The 17,057-nt window shown below is 51.2% G+C and carries 18 protein-coding genes; 6 read left to right on the top strand and 12 right to left on the bottom strand.

What is annotated here, in order from left to right:
- Positions 1-2: 2 nt before the first annotated feature.
- Genes citF through citC form a run of 4 tightly spaced genes read right to left on the bottom strand, consistent with a single transcriptional unit; the run spans position 3 to position 3,819 of the window.
- Entirely contained in the window at positions 3-1,535 is a 1,533-nt protein-coding gene (citF, locus tag HV345_RS16770) for a citrate lyase subunit alpha (RefSeq protein ID WP_181635830.1), read from the bottom strand.
- A 9-nt stretch (positions 1,536-1,544) separates the two neighbouring features.
- Complete coding sequence (locus HV345_RS16765; RefSeq protein ID WP_046274582.1) at positions 1,545-2,453, bottom strand: aldolase/citrate lyase family protein; 909 nt, start codon at positions 2,451-2,453, stop codon at positions 1,545-1,547.
- Positions 2,450-2,746, bottom strand: a complete 297-nt coding sequence (gene citD / locus HV345_RS16760) for a citrate lyase acyl carrier protein (RefSeq protein ID WP_181635829.1) — start codon at positions 2,744-2,746, stop codon at positions 2,450-2,452. Before citD ends, HV345_RS16765 begins: the two co-directional genes overlap by 4 nt.
- Complete coding sequence (citC, locus tag HV345_RS16755; protein ID WP_016152224.1) at positions 2,743-3,819, bottom strand: [citrate (pro-3S)-lyase] ligase; 1,077 nt, start codon at positions 3,817-3,819, stop codon at positions 2,743-2,745. Before citC ends, citD begins: the two co-directional genes overlap by 4 nt.
- 389 nt (positions 3,820-4,208) lie before the next feature.
- Here citC and dpiB point away from each other — a divergent pair, with 389 nt between their 5' ends.
- Together dpiB and dpiA are read left to right on the top strand one after the other, a co-directional pair.
- Complete coding sequence (dpiB, locus tag HV345_RS16750) at positions 4,209-5,870, top strand: sensor histidine kinase DpiB (RefSeq protein ID WP_181635828.1); 1,662 nt, start codon at positions 4,209-4,211, stop codon at positions 5,868-5,870.
- On the top strand, positions 5,839-6,519 hold the full coding sequence (gene dpiA / locus HV345_RS16745; protein WP_016152226.1) for a two-component response regulator DpiA: 681 nt from the start codon (positions 5,839-5,841) through the stop codon (positions 6,517-6,519). Before dpiB ends, dpiA begins: the two co-directional genes overlap by 32 nt.
- Positions 6,520-6,668: 149 nt before the next feature.
- On the opposite strand, the gene dcuC is transcribed toward dpiA, so the two are convergent.
- Entirely contained in the window at positions 6,669-8,051 is a 1,383-nt protein-coding gene (dcuC, locus tag HV345_RS16740; RefSeq protein ID WP_016152227.1) for an anaerobic C4-dicarboxylate transporter DcuC, read from the bottom strand.
- Between the two features lie 451 nt (positions 8,052-8,502).
- Here dcuC and pagP point away from each other — a divergent pair, with 451 nt between their 5' ends.
- Together pagP and cspE are read left to right on the top strand one after the other, a co-directional pair.
- On the top strand, positions 8,503-9,066 hold the full coding sequence (gene pagP / locus HV345_RS16735; protein ID WP_353622555.1) for a lipid IV(A) palmitoyltransferase PagP: 564 nt from the start codon (positions 8,503-8,505) through the stop codon (positions 9,064-9,066).
- Between the two features lie 189 nt (positions 9,067-9,255).
- Positions 9,256-9,465, top strand: a complete 210-nt coding sequence (gene cspE, locus HV345_RS16730) for a transcription antiterminator/RNA stability regulator CspE (protein WP_000034825.1) — start codon at positions 9,256-9,258, stop codon at positions 9,463-9,465.
- Positions 9,466-9,516: 51 nt separating this feature from the next.
- Here cspE and crcB read toward each other — a convergent pair whose 3' ends face one another.
- Positions 9,517-9,900: a fluoride efflux transporter CrcB gene (crcB, locus tag HV345_RS16725; RefSeq protein ID WP_003831281.1), complete on the bottom strand. Its 384-nt coding sequence runs from the start codon at positions 9,898-9,900 to the stop codon at positions 9,517-9,519.
- Between the two features lie 90 nt (positions 9,901-9,990).
- Here crcB and HV345_RS16720 point away from each other — a divergent pair, with 90 nt between their 5' ends.
- A complete protein-coding gene (locus HV345_RS16720; RefSeq protein ID WP_181635827.1) occupies positions 9,991-10,779 on the top strand; it encodes a deaminated glutathione amidase in 789 nt (262 codons plus the stop codon).
- 128 nt (positions 10,780-10,907) lie between these two features.
- Positions 10,908-11,111: a twin-arginine translocase subunit TatE gene (tatE, locus tag HV345_RS16715; protein WP_016152230.1), complete on the top strand. Its 204-nt coding sequence runs from the start codon at positions 10,908-10,910 to the stop codon at positions 11,109-11,111.
- Between the two features lie 77 nt (positions 11,112-11,188).
- On the opposite strand, the gene lipA is transcribed toward tatE, so the two are convergent.
- The 6 genes from lipA to mrdB all read right to left on the bottom strand — a co-directional run bounded on the left by lipA (position 11,189) and on the right by mrdB (position 17,055).
- Complete coding sequence (gene lipA / locus HV345_RS16710; RefSeq protein WP_003022702.1) at positions 11,189-12,154, bottom strand: lipoyl synthase; 966 nt, start codon at positions 12,152-12,154, stop codon at positions 11,189-11,191.
- Between the two features lie 206 nt (positions 12,155-12,360).
- Complete coding sequence (gene lipB, locus HV345_RS16705) at positions 12,361-13,002, bottom strand: lipoyl(octanoyl) transferase LipB (protein ID WP_016152231.1); 642 nt, start codon at positions 13,000-13,002, stop codon at positions 12,361-12,363.
- Positions 13,003-13,098: 96 nt separating this feature from the next.
- Positions 13,099-13,362, bottom strand: coding sequence for a DUF493 family protein YbeD (gene ybeD, locus HV345_RS16700; protein ID WP_003022706.1), 264 nt, complete (start codon positions 13,360-13,362; stop codon positions 13,099-13,101).
- A 106-nt stretch (positions 13,363-13,468) separates the two neighbouring features.
- Complete coding sequence (dacA, locus tag HV345_RS16695; RefSeq protein WP_003022711.1) at positions 13,469-14,680, bottom strand: D-alanyl-D-alanine carboxypeptidase DacA; 1,212 nt, start codon at positions 14,678-14,680, stop codon at positions 13,469-13,471.
- A 142-nt stretch (positions 14,681-14,822) separates the two neighbouring features.
- Positions 14,823-15,932, bottom strand: a complete 1,110-nt coding sequence (gene rlpA / locus HV345_RS16690) for an endolytic peptidoglycan transglycosylase RlpA (protein WP_016152232.1) — start codon at positions 15,930-15,932, stop codon at positions 14,823-14,825.
- Between the two features lie 10 nt (positions 15,933-15,942).
- Positions 15,943-17,055: a peptidoglycan glycosyltransferase MrdB gene (gene mrdB / locus HV345_RS16685; protein ID WP_006685529.1), complete on the bottom strand. Its 1,113-nt coding sequence runs from the start codon at positions 17,053-17,055 to the stop codon at positions 15,943-15,945.
- Positions 17,056-17,057: the final 2 nt, after the last annotated feature.

Genomic DNA, 17,057 nt, shown 5'->3' with positions numbered 1-17,057 from the left:
GCTTATTCCTTCACCTGATGCACAACGTCAATCACCGAGCCATCGCGGTAACGCACAACGGCAATCACGCGGTCGGAGAATTCGATAGCGCGTGGCTGACCGGTGAGCTGCTGTGCACGTTCGCGCAGCCATTCAATGGACACCACTTTCATACCGGCTTCTTTCAGACGTTCAGCCAGTTCCGGACGCGCAGGGTTAACGGCGATACCGTGGTCAGTGACCAGGATGTCTACGCTGGAGCCTGGGGTTACGCAGGTCAGGACGTTATCAACCAGCGTCGGGATGCGTCCGCGAACCAGCGGAGCGACAATGATGGAAAGCGCAGCGGCAACCGCAGTATCGCAGTGACCGCCGGATGCGCCGCGCAGTACGCCGTCAGAACCGGTCAGTACGTTAACGTTGAAGCTGGTATCAACTTCCAGCGCACTCAGCACCACGACGTCCAGACGATCGACGGAGGCGCCTTTTGAGCCCCAGTTGGCATACTGGTTGGCACTGATCTCAATGTGGTTTGGATTGCGGGCCAGCGACTCAGCCGCGTTACGGTCAAAGCTCTGTACGTCCAGCAGTTTGCGAATCAGGCCTTTTTCGTGCAGGTCAACGATGGTAGCGGTGATGCCGCCCAGCGCGAAGTCAGCACGGATATCGCGGCTGCGCATCTTGTCTTCCAGGAAACGAGTAACGGCCAGAGAAGCGCCGCCGGTTCCTGTCTGCAGTGAGAAGCCTTCATTGAAGTAACCGGAGTTAGCAATGACGTCTGCCGCGCTACGGGCGATTAACAGTTCACGCGGGTTGGTGGTCATGCGTGTCGCATCAGCACCGATTTTGTCCGCATCGCCGACCTGATCGATCTGTACAATCAGATCCACCTGATCCTGCGTAATGCTGGCCGGGTTATGTGGATAGGTCAGCAGATGTTCAGTCAGCAGGACAACCTGTTTTGCATTTTCGGCATCGACGCGGGCATAGCCCAGTGAACCACAGCACGCTTTACCGGTATAGCCGTTAGCGTTACCAAACTGGTCACAGGACGGTACGCCGAGGAACGCCACATCAATGCTGAGTTCGCCACTTTGCACCAGGTGTACACGGCCGCCATGGGAGTGGACCTGCACAGGCTCGGCCAGCAGGCCACGGGAGATCTCTTCCGCCAGCGGGCCACGCAGCCCGGAGGTGTAAATACGGCTGACCACGCCCTGACGGATGTGCTCAACCAGCGGAGCATGGCAGTCGCTCAGGGAGCTGGAGGCCAGCGTCAGATTTTTAAAGCCCATTCTGGCGATGGCGTCCATCACCAGGTTAATCGTCAGATCGCCACCGCGAAAAGCGTGGTGGAAAGAGATGGTCATGCCATCCTGTAAACCTGAACGACGAATGGCGTCTTCCAGGTTAGCGCACAGCTTTTTGTCGCGCGGTTTTTGCGCCTGTAATTCTACTTTTGCGGTGCTCTGATAAGCGGAAAGCTCACTTTCTGCATGACGGCTCCAGGTCGCCACGCGATCCTGGCGTTGAGACTGTTCGATTTTCTGCGTCATTTTTTTGCCTTATTCTTCGCGAATGCCGGAAAGTTCTGCACGGGAGATAACCAGAAGGGCGCGCTCGATAACCGGGCTGTCGACCATTTTGCCGTTCAGGGAAACTACGCCACGGCCTTCGCGAGCGGCGGCTTCAGCGGCTTCCACGACCAGGCGCGCGTGAGCCAGCTCTTTGCGTGTCGGGGCGTACAGGTTGTGCAGGAGCTCGATCTGGCGCGGGTTGATGAGCGACTTACCGTCAAAACCCAGTTGCTTGATGTGTGCGGCTTCATGCAGGAAACCCGCTTCGTTGTTGGCATCGGAATAAACGGTGTCGAACGCCTGAATGCCGGCAGAGCGTGCCGCCTGCAAAATAGAGCAGCGGGCAAACAGCAGTTCAGTCCCTTCCGCAGAGCGCTCAGTGCGCAGGTTACGCACGTAATCTTCCGCACCCAGTGCAATACCGATCAGGCGCTCGGAAGCGTGGGCAATTTCTACCGCGCGGGTAATGCCTAACGGCGATTCGATGGCGGCTAACAGACCGGTACTGCCGGGCTCACGGCCACAGGCTTTCTCGATACGCAGGATTTCGCTTTCGATGTCGATGACATCCTGCGCGGTATCGGTCTTCGGTAAACGCACGATGTCAGCGCCGCCGCGTACCACGGCTTCGAGATCATTAATGCCCCATTCGGAGTCGAGGGCGTTTACGCGCACGATAGTTTCAACGTCGTGATACAGCGGATGCTGCAGCGCGTGGTACACCATACGGCGAGCTGTATCTTTCTCGCGCAGCGCGACGGAGTCTTCCAGGTCGAACATCAGCGCATCTGCCGGATAGATGAACGAGTTGCTGACCATGGCGGCATTGGCGCCCGGTACGAACAGCATGCTGCGGCGGGTACGGGGTTTACGTTGCTGCAAAGATTCACTAATCACTGGCAATCCTCCCATGGCAGTGCAGGAATACCGCCAGCGCGGGCCAGTAGTGATTCCAGTCGCGCACGTAAAATGCAGTCCAGTGCGCCTTTATCATCAACATTTAATTGCACGCCGCGTACGTTGTAGCGGGACAGAACGTCCAGAATGGTGGCCCGGATGGCATCACCGAACTGCTTTTCGACGCTACTGTTAACCTGCAGGTCAATATCCTGCGAATCGAGTGGGGCGATGCGAATCATCACATCACCGGACTCGAGTGTGCCTGCGACGGCTGCCTGGTTTATTTTCATTTTTCACCTGTTGCTAATGCGGGGGTATTTTGGCGGACTGCCGCACCCGATGAGGCCCGCTCAACCATGCTTTGCAGATAATGCAGCGTGGCGTCAGGGACCAGGGATGCGATAGCCGTGAGATCTTTTTTAACCAGCAGCTTGCGCACCCAGGAGGCAGAAATCGGCATCTCCTGGAAGCACAGCCGCTCAATTTCCACCAGTTCAATCGGTGGGGCGGGAAGCGTTGGGGTCTCCAGCCAGTAGCGCATATCGTTGTTGTACTGGGAGGTGACGGTGCAATACGGCTCGGTACCGACGAAGCGGTGCGTGACGCCGAGAGCCGGGGCCAGATACTGGCGGAAGATTTTCAGGTCTATTTCGGTATAGCAGTGGTTAATAACGCTCTGCTCTTTGATGAAGTAGCACGGGAATGTGGCGCGGGAAATGATGTATTCCGAACCGCGATGAACGGTTAAACGTGGAATGTCTTTTGTCCCTTTAAGCACCAGATCCAGTCGGTCTTCATACGGAAAACGCGAGGTATCTTCTTTCACCAAAAACAGATGCAGCCAGTCACATTGCGCGGCTGCTTGTTGGATCAGAAAACGATGTCCGTTGGTGAAGGGGTTGGCGTTCATGACGATACAACCAATTTTTTTCCCTTCATGGCGCTGTTTCGCCAGTGATTCAGCGTAGCGTTTCAGACGTGTAGTGCTGTTTTCCATCAGCACCATAATGCCGGGAACGCTGGTCAGCGTAGAAAAACCGCACTGCTTAAACAGCGACTCGTACTCGGTTTTGGTATAGATGAAGAGGTGCGTACAGTGGCGCTCATAGGCGAGGTTGATTAACTCGGTCGCCAGCGTCAACGCTAAGCCTTCACCCCTTACGGATTCGCAGATGGCGACGCACTTTATGATATTGCCGGCAATGCCGCCGCAGGCAATCAGGCGGTCATCACGGGTGACGGTGATAAATACTTCGACAGTTGTATCAACGCTCAAATCATTCTCTTTCAGAAATTGCGCGATAGCCGCCATCTTTTTATTTTCTGAGCGTTTAACTTGCGTGAATATATTATTACCGAACATAGTGAATAGAGCCCCGATGCTATATTTGTTACTGGGTTTCTGTTTTTGTTGCTCTGTTTAGCAACCTGATAACTTCTTGTTTGCAATTGAAGGGAATGTTTTTTTATTACGGAGTATTTCTTTTTTTCCCTGCTGCATACATCGTAAGGAGTATTTTGGAGGTAATTTTTGATTTATTTCACAATAAGTTAGAAGGTTTTAATGTGTTTTATGGTTTTAAGTTTTTTAATTAATTTAACTCCGAAATAGCGTGTGGTTTTAATTTGTTTAATTGATTTAAGGTGGGGAATCTGCAACGATCCTGTTTTATACCGCGACTTGCAAATAAAACATTTTTATTACAACTACAATGAGAAATAAGTTTCGGGTATCGTCGCTGAGGAAGAAATATGGCAGAGCAGAAAAATAAAACACGGTTTCCTTTTTTTCGCAGTCTGGCGTTTCCATTGCGTATCTTTCTGCTTATTTTGGTCGTTTCTGTTTTTATTATCGCCGCGTTAGCACAATACTTTACCGCCAGTTTTGAAGATTATCTGGCAACGCATGTCCGCGATATGGCGATGAACCAGGCCAAAATCATCGCCTCTAACGACAGTATCATCGCGGCGGTGAAGCATCGTGATTACAAGCGTCTGGCGACCATTGCCGACAAACTGCAGAGCGGGACTGACTTCGACTATGTGGTGATCGGGGATACCAACTCTGTCCGCCTTTACCACCCAAATCCGGAAAAAATTGGCTACCCGATGCAGTTCACCAAACCCGGCGCGCTGGAAAGAGGGGAAAGTTACTTTATTACCGGCAAAGGGTCGATTGGGATGGCGATGCGCGCCAAAACGCCCATCTTTGATGACGATGGCAAAATCATTGGCGTGGTCTCAATTGGCTATCTGATCAGTAAAATCGATAGCTGGCGATCGGACTTTTTACTCCCAATGGCAGGGGTGTTTATCCTGCTGTTGCTGGTACTTATGCTGCTCTCCTGGTTATTTGCCGCCCATATTCGCCGACAGATGTTGGGGATGGAGCCTAAGCAAATTGCGCGGGTAGTGCGTCAGCAGGAAGCGCTATTCAGCTCGGTATATGAAGGTTTGATCGCCGTGGACCCTGATGGGTATATCACCGCAATAAACCGCAGCGCGAGGAAAATGCTGGGGCTGTCTTCGCCTGGACGAAAGTGGCTTGGAAAACCGATTAGTGAGGTGGTTCAGCCGACTGACTTTTTCACCCAGCAGATTGCGGAAAAACGACAGGATGCGATGGTGAACTTTAATGGCCTGAGCGTTATCGCTAACCGTGAGGCGATTCGCTCCGGCGATGAACTGCTTGGGGCAATCATCAGTTTTCGTAGTAAAGATGAAATTGCTACTCTTAATGCGCAATTAACGCAGATCAAACAGTATGTAGAGAGCCTGAGAACGCTGCGTCATGAACACCTTAACTGGATGTCGACCATTAATGGCCTGCTGCAAATGAAAGAGTATGACCGGGTGCTGGCAATGGTGCAGGGGGAGTCGCAGGCGCAACAGCAACTGATTGACAGCCTGCGCGGCGCGTTTGCCGATCGTCAGGTAGCCGGTCTGTTGTTTGGCAAGGTGCAGCGTGCACGTGAACTGGGCCTCACTATGACTATCGTTCCTGGCAGTCAACTGCATCAACTCCCTGAGGGGCTGGATAGCACAGAGTTTGCAGCAATTGTTGGCAATCTGCTTGATAATGCATTTGAAGCGAGCTTGCGCACCCAGCAAGGCAACAAGATCGTCGAACTTTATTTGAGCGATGAAGGGGATGACGTGATCATCGAAGTTGCCGATCAGGGATGCGGTGTACCGGAAGCATTGCGTGAAAAAATATTTGAACAGGGTGTGAGCACCCGTACCGATGAACCAGGTGAACATGGCATCGGTTTGTATCTGATTGCAAGTTATGTGAGGCGCTGTAACGGGGTGATTACACTCGAAGATAACTCCCCCTGCGGCACCTTATTTTCTTTATTTCTTCCGAAAGTGAAAAAAAATAATGACGGAACCATTAACGCTATTGATCGTTGAGGATGAAACGCTACTGGCGGAAATGCATGCTGAATATATCCGCCATATACCCGGCTTCAGCCAGATTTGGCTGGCGGGTAATCTTGCGCAAGCGAGGATGATGATTGAGCGTTTTAAGCCCGGTTTGATTCTGCTCGATAACTACTTGCCGGACGGCAAGGGAATTACGTTGTTGCATGAGCTAACCCAGACGCGTTATCCGGGGGGCGTGGTGTTTACCACGGCGGCCAGCGACATGGAAACGGTCTCCGAGGCCGTGCGCAGCGGCGCGTTTGATTATCTGGTCAAACCCATTGCCTACGAGCGCCTGGGACAAACACTGACGCGTTATCAACAGCGCAGACGCATGTTGGCCGGTAATGACAGCGCCAGTCAAAAGCAGATTGATGAAATGTTTAATGCTTATGCGCGCGGCGAACCGAAAGGCGATTTGCCGACCGGAATTGATGCGTTAACGCTGAATGCGGTGTTGAAATTATTTGCCGATCCGACGGTACATCATACTGCGGAAACGATCGCCCAGGCGCTCACTATCAGCCGTACCACCTCCAGGCGCTACCTGGAGTACTGTGCCAGCCGTCATTTGATTATTGCGGAGATTATTCACGGTAAGGTGGGGAGGCCGCAGCGTATTTATCACGGCGGCTAATTCACGTCATCCTTGAAGCTGCCTCTTTGTGGGCTGCGTGAAGAAACCCCAGTCACATAATTATCTATGGTACTGGGGATGTCTTCACTTGCCGCCTTGATGCAGCTTAAATGATTTTGCGTATCAAGGTCAGATACTGACAGTTATCGTTAACCGCCAATCAGGGCGGACGTCGCCGGCACCATCACTTCAGTTGCGATAATCACAACCAGCAGTCCAACCAGTACCGGAACCGAGGTACGTTTCACTACTTCGAACGGAGAGATCTTTGCCATCCCTGCGACAGCGACAACCACACCGGAGACCGGAGAGATTGTGCGTCCAAGGTTTGATGCCTGCAGCATCGGGATAGCAAGGTAAGCCGGGTTAATGCCAGAAGAGTGCGCCAGTTTCGGGATCATCTCAACGAAGGCATAGAAAGGTGCGTTACCGGACCCCGTGGTCATTGCCGCCAGCATAGTCAGGATCACCAGTACCAGCATCAGAATAATGCTCGCGGAGCCAAACGAGGTGGCGATAGAAATCAGACTCTGAATAAAGCCGATTGTGCTCAGACCCTGGGCAAAAACGCCCGCCGCGACTAACAGCATCACCACATTAGCAAAGGCATCCGCCATACCACGGTAGGCGACTTCAAGACCCGAGAAAACCTTCTGGGTGTTGAATCCTCGTACGAACTCCAGTACAGCAGCGATGAGCATGCACAGCACCAGAATCGTAATGATATGCAGCTGTGGGCCCCATTTTCCATCGAAAATCAGGACGCCAACGATCGGGGTAAATGGCAAGATGGCGTAAAACGACGGGGCGGTAGTGGTAATTTCAGCCACATCTAACATTTCATGAGAAATGTTCTCTTTTTTATCCAGATAACGCTGCCAGAAAAAGTGGGCAATCGCCATAGCAATGATGGCGGCAATGGAAATTGGCAGCGTGGTTTTAAACGCGAAATCGATCAGCGGCATTTCCGCGGCTTTTGCAGCCAGCACTACATCACCGGATGTTGGCGAAAGAATAATAGCGGCTGGGGAGGCGCAAATGGCCGCTGCGGCGCCACGGCTAATCCCAACGTTAACCATGACCGGGAACAATGTCGCCATCAGCAATACGCCCAGACCGGTTGCTGAAGAGACCGCCAGGGACATCAGGCAGGCGACAAAATAGGCGGCAATCATAAGCAGATAAGGTGAATTGATATACTGCAGCGGCTTAGAGGCCAGCTTAACCACCATATCATTCGCGCCAATATGCGTCATGTAGGCGGCAAAACCACACAGCATCATAATCATCATGCCGAGATCGCCGCCACGGCTCATCAGCAAAATTTTAATATATTCAACAATGTCTGTTGCCGTATAGCCCGTAGTTGCTGCGCTAGACGGCAAAACTTTATGGCCCATCAACGCACTGATAATCAGCAAAACCAGACCGCCGACAAACAGTACGCCTGTCGCGGAATAACCTTTAATGATGTAGCGCGCTACACCCACAATAACCACAACCCCAATAAGGAGTTCAATAAATGTCAACATTGTTTCCCCTGTCGCATTGCTGCCCAGAAAGTTAAAAAACTAAAAAAAGTAAAAAGTGGTGACAGAATGTGCCTAATAAACCGATAACTCTTGCTGATTGAAATCAATAAAAATACGGATTCAAGCGATGGCTAAGCCGTTTTTTCAGCATCGCGATTAAAAAAAGAATATCACAATAAAAAACTGTGAAGCGCAGCGTTGGTGTATGTGTTTTGTGGTGATATTGATGCTTTATTGTTAATTTATTGTGATGTTATTTAACTCTCGCCGCAGGAAAGCACAATTTATTGGCAATAAAGAGAAAATAGTTCCTATGAAATGGCTCAGTAAATAAAGGGATAGGTTATAGGCTGAGGAATATTCTGATTTTTTATTTGCGCATTTTTGTTAAGCTGACATTAAGGTTGGGTTTGCTAAAATTAATAATAAATCCCAGGATGGTAATTAAGTTGTGATTGTCGCTAAACGATATTTTCTCATTTTTTCATTTCTTTTTATTCAGTTAGCTTTCACTTCCCAGGCTGCTGCTGAAGATAAAGGCTGGTTTGCTACTTTTAAAGATAATGTAAGTGAAACCTGGCAGCAGCCGGAACATTATGATCTGTATGTACCTGCTATTACCTGGCATGCGCGTTTTGCCTACGATAAAGAAAAAACGGATCGCTACAATGAACGGCCGTGGGGTGCAGGATTTGGTCAATCCCGTTGGGATGATAAAGGTAACTGGCACGGACTTTATATCATGGCGTTTAAGGATTCCTACAATAAATGGGAACCCATTGGCGGCTATGGCTGGGAAAAAACCTGGCGACCGCTGGCTGATGAAAACTTCCATACAGGTCTCGGCTTTACCGCCGGTTTCACCGCGCGTGATAACTGGAACTACATTCCGGTACCGGTGCTGTTACCGCTGGCATCAATTGGTTATGGCCCGGCAACGTTTCAGATGACCTACATTCCTGGAACGTATAACAACGGCAACGTCTACTTTGCGTGGATGCGGTTCCAGTTTTGATGGACTACCTGTATTGTCAGGTGGTTTATTGGAAAATCTCTTAAAAACATAGTGATAGGAAGTTTAACTGAAAAATAACGCGACATTTATCACTTTTTGATAAAGTTCGACTGGACAAAGTGCACCACAATTGTTGTACTGATACCCGACACAGCATTTGTGTCTATTTTTCATGTAAAGGTAATTTTGATGTCTAAGATTAAAGGTAACGTTAAGTGGTTTAATGAGTCCAAAGGATTCGGTTTCATTACTCCGGAAGATGGCAGCAAAGATGTGTTCGTACACTTCTCTGCAATCCAGACCAATGGTTTTAAAACTCTGGCTGAAGGTCAGCGTGTAGAGTTCGAAATCACTAACGGTGCCAAAGGCCCTTCTGCTGCAAACGTAATCGCTCTGTAAGCATACGACAGCAAGCATTCAAAACCCGCTTAATTGCGGGTTTTTTTCGCTTCAATGTGCGGGAGAGGCAGATACCAACCAGAATGCCAGGGCGGTCATCGCGAATGATCCCAACAGATTAACCAGTACATTCACCATAGCCCAACCAAAGCGTCCTTCCTGCAGTAAAAACACTACCTCAGCAGAGAAAGTGGAAAACGTTGTCAGTCCCCCGCAAAAGCCAGTAGTAATCAGCACTTTCCACATTGGGTCAATATTTGTCATGCGATTAAACCATGCCAGACCCATACCAATGATAAATGCGCCAAGTAAGTTTGCAGCCAGCGTACCGAATGGAATGGCCTGATGCAGCGGGTTAAACCGCATACTTAACATCCATCTTGCTACGCTACCTGTGCCACCACCGATAAAAACCGCTAAAAGGAGTTGTAACACTGCGTAATCCTGCTATTTGATTGTATAGAGGGTGAGTGTAACGCTGAATAATTGTTGTTGGCGAGCTTAACAAAGTTTTCTGGAGGGAATATGTTCGTTGCAGCAGGGCAATTTGCCGTGGGACCTTCATGGGAAAAAAATGCAGAAACCTGCGCCTTACTGATGTCTCAGGCTGCTGGAGAGGGGGCGTCGCTACTGGTATTACCGGAGGCATTGTTGGCGCGTGACGATTTAGACCCTGACCTGTCAGTGAAATCAGCTCAGCTTTTGGAAGGCGGGTTTCTGACGCATTTGTTGCGAGAAAGCGCACAAAATGAGATGACGACAATCCTGACGATTCATGTTCCCTCTGTGCCAGGCCGGGCATTTAACATGCTGGTGGCGCTACGGGCTGGTCGGGTAGTGGCCCATTACGCTAAATTACATCTCTATGATGCCTTTTCGATTCAGGAGTCACGTAATGTCGATGCAGGGGGCGTCATAGCACCGCTGCTGGACGTAGGCGGATTAAAAGTAGGGCTAATGACCTGCTATGACCTGCGCTTCCCTGAGCTGGCGCTGGCGCACGCGTTGCAGGGGGCTGAGATTCTCGTTTTACCTGCGGCTTGGGTGCGGGGATCGTTAAAAGAGCATCATTGGGCCACGCTTTTGGCGGCAAGAGCGCTGGATGCCACGTGTTATCTGGTTGCGGCTGGAGAATGCGGTAACAAGAATATCGGCCAAAGCCGGGTCATCGATCCCTTTGGCGTGACTATTGCGGCGGCGGCTGAAACGCCCGCGCTCATTATGGCCGAGGTTTCCGCCGAGCGGGTGAGGCAGGTCAGGGCACAACTTCCGGTGTTAAGTAACCGACGCTTTGCGCCACCGCAATTATTATGACGTTTTTTTAAACAAGGCTTGATTCACCTTGTTACAGATTGCTATTGTGTGCGCGCGTCGAAAGGCCGTTAATATTCTCAGGTTAATATGGCGCTTTATGTAGCCTGGTTTAAGTCAAGAAGGTATCTATGGGTGAGATTAGTATTACCAAACTGCTGGTGGTTGCCGCACTGGTTGTTCTGCTGTTTGGTACCAAGAAGTTACGTACTCTGGGTGGAGACCTGGGGACGGCAATCAAGGGCTTCAAGAAAGCAATGAACGACGATAATGCCGATGCCAAGAAAGAGGCTGATGGTAGCGTTCAGGCTGAGAAGCTTTCTCATAAAGAGTAATACTGCAAACTCTGCATGAAAAAAAACCGGCGATTTGCCGGTTTTTTATTGCTGATATGTAAGTGAGTATTACACGATTACTTCACTTCCAGCCCTTTGGCCTGCATGTCAGCATGGTATGAAGAGCGCACGAATGGACCGCAAGCAGCGTGGGTAAAGCCCATAGCCATGGCTTCTGCTTTCATCTCATCGAACTCATCCGGGCTTACATAGCGTTGAACCGGGAGGTGATGGCGGCTTGGCTGTAAATACTGCCCCAGCGTCAGCATGGTCACGCCATGGCTGCGCAGGTCGCGCATGACCTCAATGATTTCAGCATTAGTTTCACCCAGACCCACCATCAGACCCGATTTGGTCGGAATCTCCGGGTGCGCTTCCTTGAAGCGTTCCAGAAGCTTCAGCGACCAGTTGTAGTCAGCCCCAGGGCGTACATTACGATAAATACGCGGTACGTTTTCGAGGTTGTGGTTAAACACGTCCGGCGGCGTGGCTGTGAGGATATCCAGCGCGCGATCCATACGACCACGGAAGTCAGGCACCAGCGTTTCGATTTTAATCGACGGGCTTTTCTCACGAATCGCGGTGATGCAGTCAGCAAAGTGCTGAGCGCCGCCGTCACGCAGATCGTCACGGTCAACGGAGGTAATCACGACATAGCGCAGCGCCATGTCCGCAATCGTCTGAGCCAGTTTTAACGGCTCGTTGGCGTCAGGAGCAACCGGACGGCCATGGGCAACGTCACAGAATGGGCAACGGCGAGTACAGATTGCGCCGAGGATCATAAAGGTTGCTGTTCCGTGATTGAAACATTCAGCCAGGTTAGGGCAGGAAGCTTCTTCGCAGACAGAGTGCAGGCCATTTTTGCGCATTGCCGCTTTGATGCCCTGGATGCGAGTGGAGTCCGCTGGCAGTTTTATTTTCATCCATTCCGGTTTACGCAGCAGGGCTTCACGCTCTGTTGCCACATTTTTTACCGGGATAAGAGCCATCTTATCGGCATCGCGGTATTTAACACCGCGTTCCATCACAATGGGTTTACTCATAGCTTGCGTGTTCCAGTTGCGAATTACGAAGGAAAGCGTTTCAATTCAAGGGAATGTTGCATTTATCAACTATTTTTGAATTAGTGATACGCAGTATATCATTGAAACGGGCCAGAAAGCAGCCTGACAGGCTGGCAAAATGTAAAATAGTTGTTGTTTTGTGCCATTTGCCACAACATATGCCGTGGCAAACTATGACCGTATTTTCAGTCCGCAATGTACTCGTGCGGTGGGTTACCCAACAGCGCGAAGATGTTGGCCAGCAGGCGGGGGCGAATGCTCTCGGTCGTGGCCGTGCTATCCCACTGCGATACTTTCGCCATCTCCATCCCGGCATAACCACAAGGATTGATACGCAGGAAAGGCGACAAGTCCATATCCACGTTGAGCGCTAAGCCGTGAAATGAACATCCTTTACGGATACGTAATCCCAAAGAGCAGATTTTCTTCTCACCCACGTATACGCCAGGCGCATCGGCTCGCGGGTGGGCGTCAATGCCTATTTCCGCAAGGGTATTCACGACGGTTTGCTCCAGCAACGTAACCAGTTCGCGCACGCCAAGTTTACGACGCTTCAGGTTCAACAGCACATACATGACCTGTTGGCCTGGCCCGTGGTAGGTCACCTGACCGCCACGATCGCTCTGGATCACCGGAATATCTCCCGGCATCAATACGTGCTCAGCTTTACCTGCCTGACCTTGGGTAAAGACAGGATAATGCTCTACCAGCCAGATTTCATCATGACTGTTTTCATCACGGGTATCGGTAAATTCATGCATGGCCAGAGAGACTGGCTCGTAAGGTTGAAGACCGAGCTGGCGGACCAGAATTTTATCCTGATACAAAACGGCATCTCCGTAGAGAATGTTAAAGAGGGGAAAAGTATATCACAGGGGGGAGGGGTTACCCGAGCGGGGATGCAGCGGGTAACCGACAGGTTTTTACAGCACCATGCGTACGATATCGATATTGCCTAATTCTTCGTACAGCGTTTCAACCTGCTCAATGTGTGTAGCAGTGATGGTGATTGAGACCGAGTGGTAGTTGCCTTTGCTGCTCGGTTTTACCGTCGGAGAGTAATCACCTGGCGCATGGCGCTGTACCACTTCAACCACCTGATCAACCAGCTCAGGCAACGCCTGCCCCATTACTTTGTAAGTAAATGGAGTAGGGAATTCAAGCAGTTCGTTAAGTTTGGTTTTCATGTCAGCTCCGGCGTTACATCAAAAAATAATAACTCCCACTGCGCGTGGGAGTTATCTGGATACCTAGTATATGGGGACGTAAATCACACTTTCAAGTGTTCGATTTTTAGCCAAACCAGTGATGGAACATTAATTTAATGTAATCAATGATTTTCCCAAAGAAGTTGCCTTCAGGGATTTCCTGCAGCACCACCAGCGGACGCTGTTCAATGGTTTTGCCATCTAACTGGAAGTTGATAGTGCCGACAACCTGGTTTTTCTGCAGCGGGGCGTGCAGTTCAGTGGTGTTCAACACATAGCTGGCTTTCAGGTCTTTCATGCGGCCGCGCGGAATGGTCAGGTAGACGTCTTTATCAACGCCTAACGACGCACGATCGGTGTTACCAAACCAGGCAGGTTCTGAGGCAAATTCTTTACCCACTTTCAACGGGTTCACGGTTTCGAAGAAACGGAAGCCCCAGGTCAGCAGTTTTTTACTTTCGGTTTCTCGGCCTTTATAGGTGCGACCACCCATAACGGCGGAGATCAGACGCATCTGGCCTTCGGTTGCGGATGCAACGAGGTTATAGCCAGCCTTATCGGTGTGACCGGTTTTGATACCGTCGACATTCAGGCTGTTATCCCACAGCAGGCCGTTTCGGTTTAACTGACGAATGCCGTTAAAGGTGAACTCTTTTTCTTTATAGATAGAGTATTCGTTAGGCACGTCGCGAATCAGAGCCTGACCAATCATCGCCATGTCGCGAGCCGAGCTGTACTGACCGTCAGCATCGAGACCATGAACGGTCTGGAAGTGGGTGTTTTTCAGGCCCAGCGCATTCACATAGCTGTTCATCAGGCCGACGAAAGCATCCTGGCTACCGGCTGCGAAGTCTGCCATCGCCACGCACGCGTCGTTTCCGGATTGCAGGTTAATACCACGGATCAGCTGAGAAACAGGAACCTGCATGCCTGGCTTGAGGAACATCAGCGATGAACCTTTGAAGACCGGGTTGCCCGTAGCCCATGCGTCATTGCCGACGGTGACCAGATCGGTTTCTTTGAATTTCCCGGCTTTCATCGCCTGGCCGATGACGTAGCTGGTCATCATTTTGGTCAGACTGGCGGGGTCGCGGCGAGTGTCTGCGTTCTGTTCTGCCAGAACTTTACCTGAATTGTAATCAATCAGGATATACGACTCCGCATCGATCTGCGGAACACCCGGGATCATGGTTTTAATATTCAGGTCATCGGCATGGGCAGCAGAGAGAGAGGCTGCGCAGAGAGCCGCGGTGAGCGCCATACGCTGCACGAAACGAGCGGAAAAAGTGGTCTTCATGGTCTGAACTACGACGTCCGTGATGAAATTAAAAAAAGTGCCCTACTATAGCAAATGCATAACTGGCAGGCATCTGACTTTCCGCGTGACTTTGTTAATGTCATTTACAGAAACTGACAGTTCAGATACCTGATTTACGTTATTACACGCCGGTGATGAAGGACTGTAATTGCGCCTCGGATTGAAGACGCTGCTGCAATGTGGAGGCTTCAGCTTTGCTGGCAAACGGCCCCATCTGGATACGCCAGACTGCGCCGTTTTGTACCACCCGGCCAGGAACGCCAAACTGCTGGCTTAAACGCTTTTGATACTGCTGCGCGCGCGACTGCTCGCTGACTGCGCCAACCTGAACCACATAGCGTCCGTTGGCAGTTGCCGCAGGCGCAGGGGCTGTGACGGCTGCTGGTGTTGTTGCCGGCGCGGTTGACGTGACCGGTGCGGTGGTTGTCGATTGCGGCACCGGAGTCGGCTCGCTGCTTTCCAGCACGCCTGATGCGAGCGTGGTTGGCGCACCGAGGAATCCACTACTGTTTACTGGCGCACCGGTTGGATCATCGCTTTTCAGCGTGGAATTGCTGATCGGACGAATATCGCCTTGCGGCTGACCTGCATCCGATGGCGAAGGCATGCTTCCCATATTGCCGCCACCGCTTAAATCAGGACGCGCAGGCAAGGCATAAGTTTGTTTCGCGACCGTGGTACAAGCCATACCCGGTCCGGACAATGAACCATCCTGGGCGACGATGATTGGGTCGATACGCACTTTAGTGTTGTTGGAGGTGTTCAGACGATCGGCTGCGGCGCGCGAAAGTGAAATCACGCGATCGTTGCCATAAGGCCCGCGATCGTTAATGCGCACGACGATCATCCTGCCGTTTGCCAGATTGGTAATTCTGGCATAGCTGGGGACTGGCAGCGTCGGATGCGCAGCGGTCAGCTGCATCGGATCGAACGCTTCGCCAGACGCGGTTAAGTTGCTTCCTGGTTCCGCATCATAGATAGCGGCAAGTCCGGCCTGGCTAAAGCGGGAGGGATCCTGCACGATTTTGTAGCTTTTACCATCACGCTGGTAGTCCTGATTCGCCGTTGGGTTCAGGGGTTCAAAGCGCGGATCGGCCCCGCTGATTTCAACAATCGGACCATTACACACCGCAGGCTGCGGCGCGACAGCAACCTGTTGCTGACCATCATCACTCGAACACGCCGCGAGCATTCCTGCTGCGATGCAGATACCAAGCCACTGCTTACGCATTGCGTACCCCTTACACGCTTTTCGACAACATTTTTCTATGGGTGTGGATCGACATAACAATCCCGAACCCGGCCATCAGCACGATAAGTGCCGAGCCTCCGTAACTGACCAGTGGGAGTGGAACCCCAACCACGGGCAGAATACCGCTCACCATACCAATATTTACGAAGACATAAACGAATAATATCAACATTAAGCCACCCGCCATTACGCGACCAAAGGTGGTTTGCGCGCGGGCAGCGATCCATAATCCGCGCATAATCAGCAAAATGTAGAGCGTCAACAGAATCAAGATCCCCACCAGACCCAGCTCTTCCGCTAAGACAGCAAAGATAAAGTCGGTGTGGCGTTCGGGTAAAAACTCAAGCTGCGATTGTGTACCATGCAGCCAGCCTTTGCCGCGTAACCCGCCGGAGCCAATGGCTATTTTAGACTGAATTATGTGATAACCCGCGCCCAGCGGATCGGTTTCCGGGTCGAGCAGCATCATGACGCGCTGACGCTGGTAATCATGCATCAGGAAGAACCACAGTATCGGGATAAACGCCGCGACCAGAACCACCGCAACGCCGATTAAGCGCCAGCTCAAACCAGAAAGGAACAAGACAAACAGACCGGAAAGGGCGACCAGAATTGAAGTGCCGAGGTCAGGTTGGGCGGCGACCAGCAGCGTGGGCATAAAAATCAGCACCAGCGCAATGGCGGTATTTTTTAGCGATGGTGGGCAAACGTCACGGTTAATAAAGCGCGCAACCATCAGCGGCACGGCGATTTTGGCAATTTCAGAAGGCTGAAAACGCACGATACCCAAATCCAGCCAGCGCTGCGCACCTTTGGAAATGGCGCCGAAGGCGTCTACCGCCACCAACAGAATGATGCAAAAGATATAGAGATAGGGCGCCCAGCCCTCATACACCCGGGGGGGAATTTGCGCCATCACTACCATGATGACCAGGCCCATTGCGATCTGGCCGACTTTGCGCTCCATCATGCCAATATCCTGGCCGCTGGCGCTCCAGATGACCAGTGAGCTGTAAACCAGCAGAGCCAGCAAAATAAGCAACATTGTGGGATCGATGTGGATTTTGTCCCAGAATGTTTTTTTGTTCGGATTATCCGTCACGA

It is taken from the genome of Citrobacter sp. RHBSTW-00986, assembly GCF_013783065.1.
GTDB lineage: Bacteria > Pseudomonadota > Gammaproteobacteria > Enterobacterales > Enterobacteriaceae > Citrobacter > Citrobacter braakii.
This window is presented reverse-complemented; position numbering and strand designations above follow the sequence as displayed.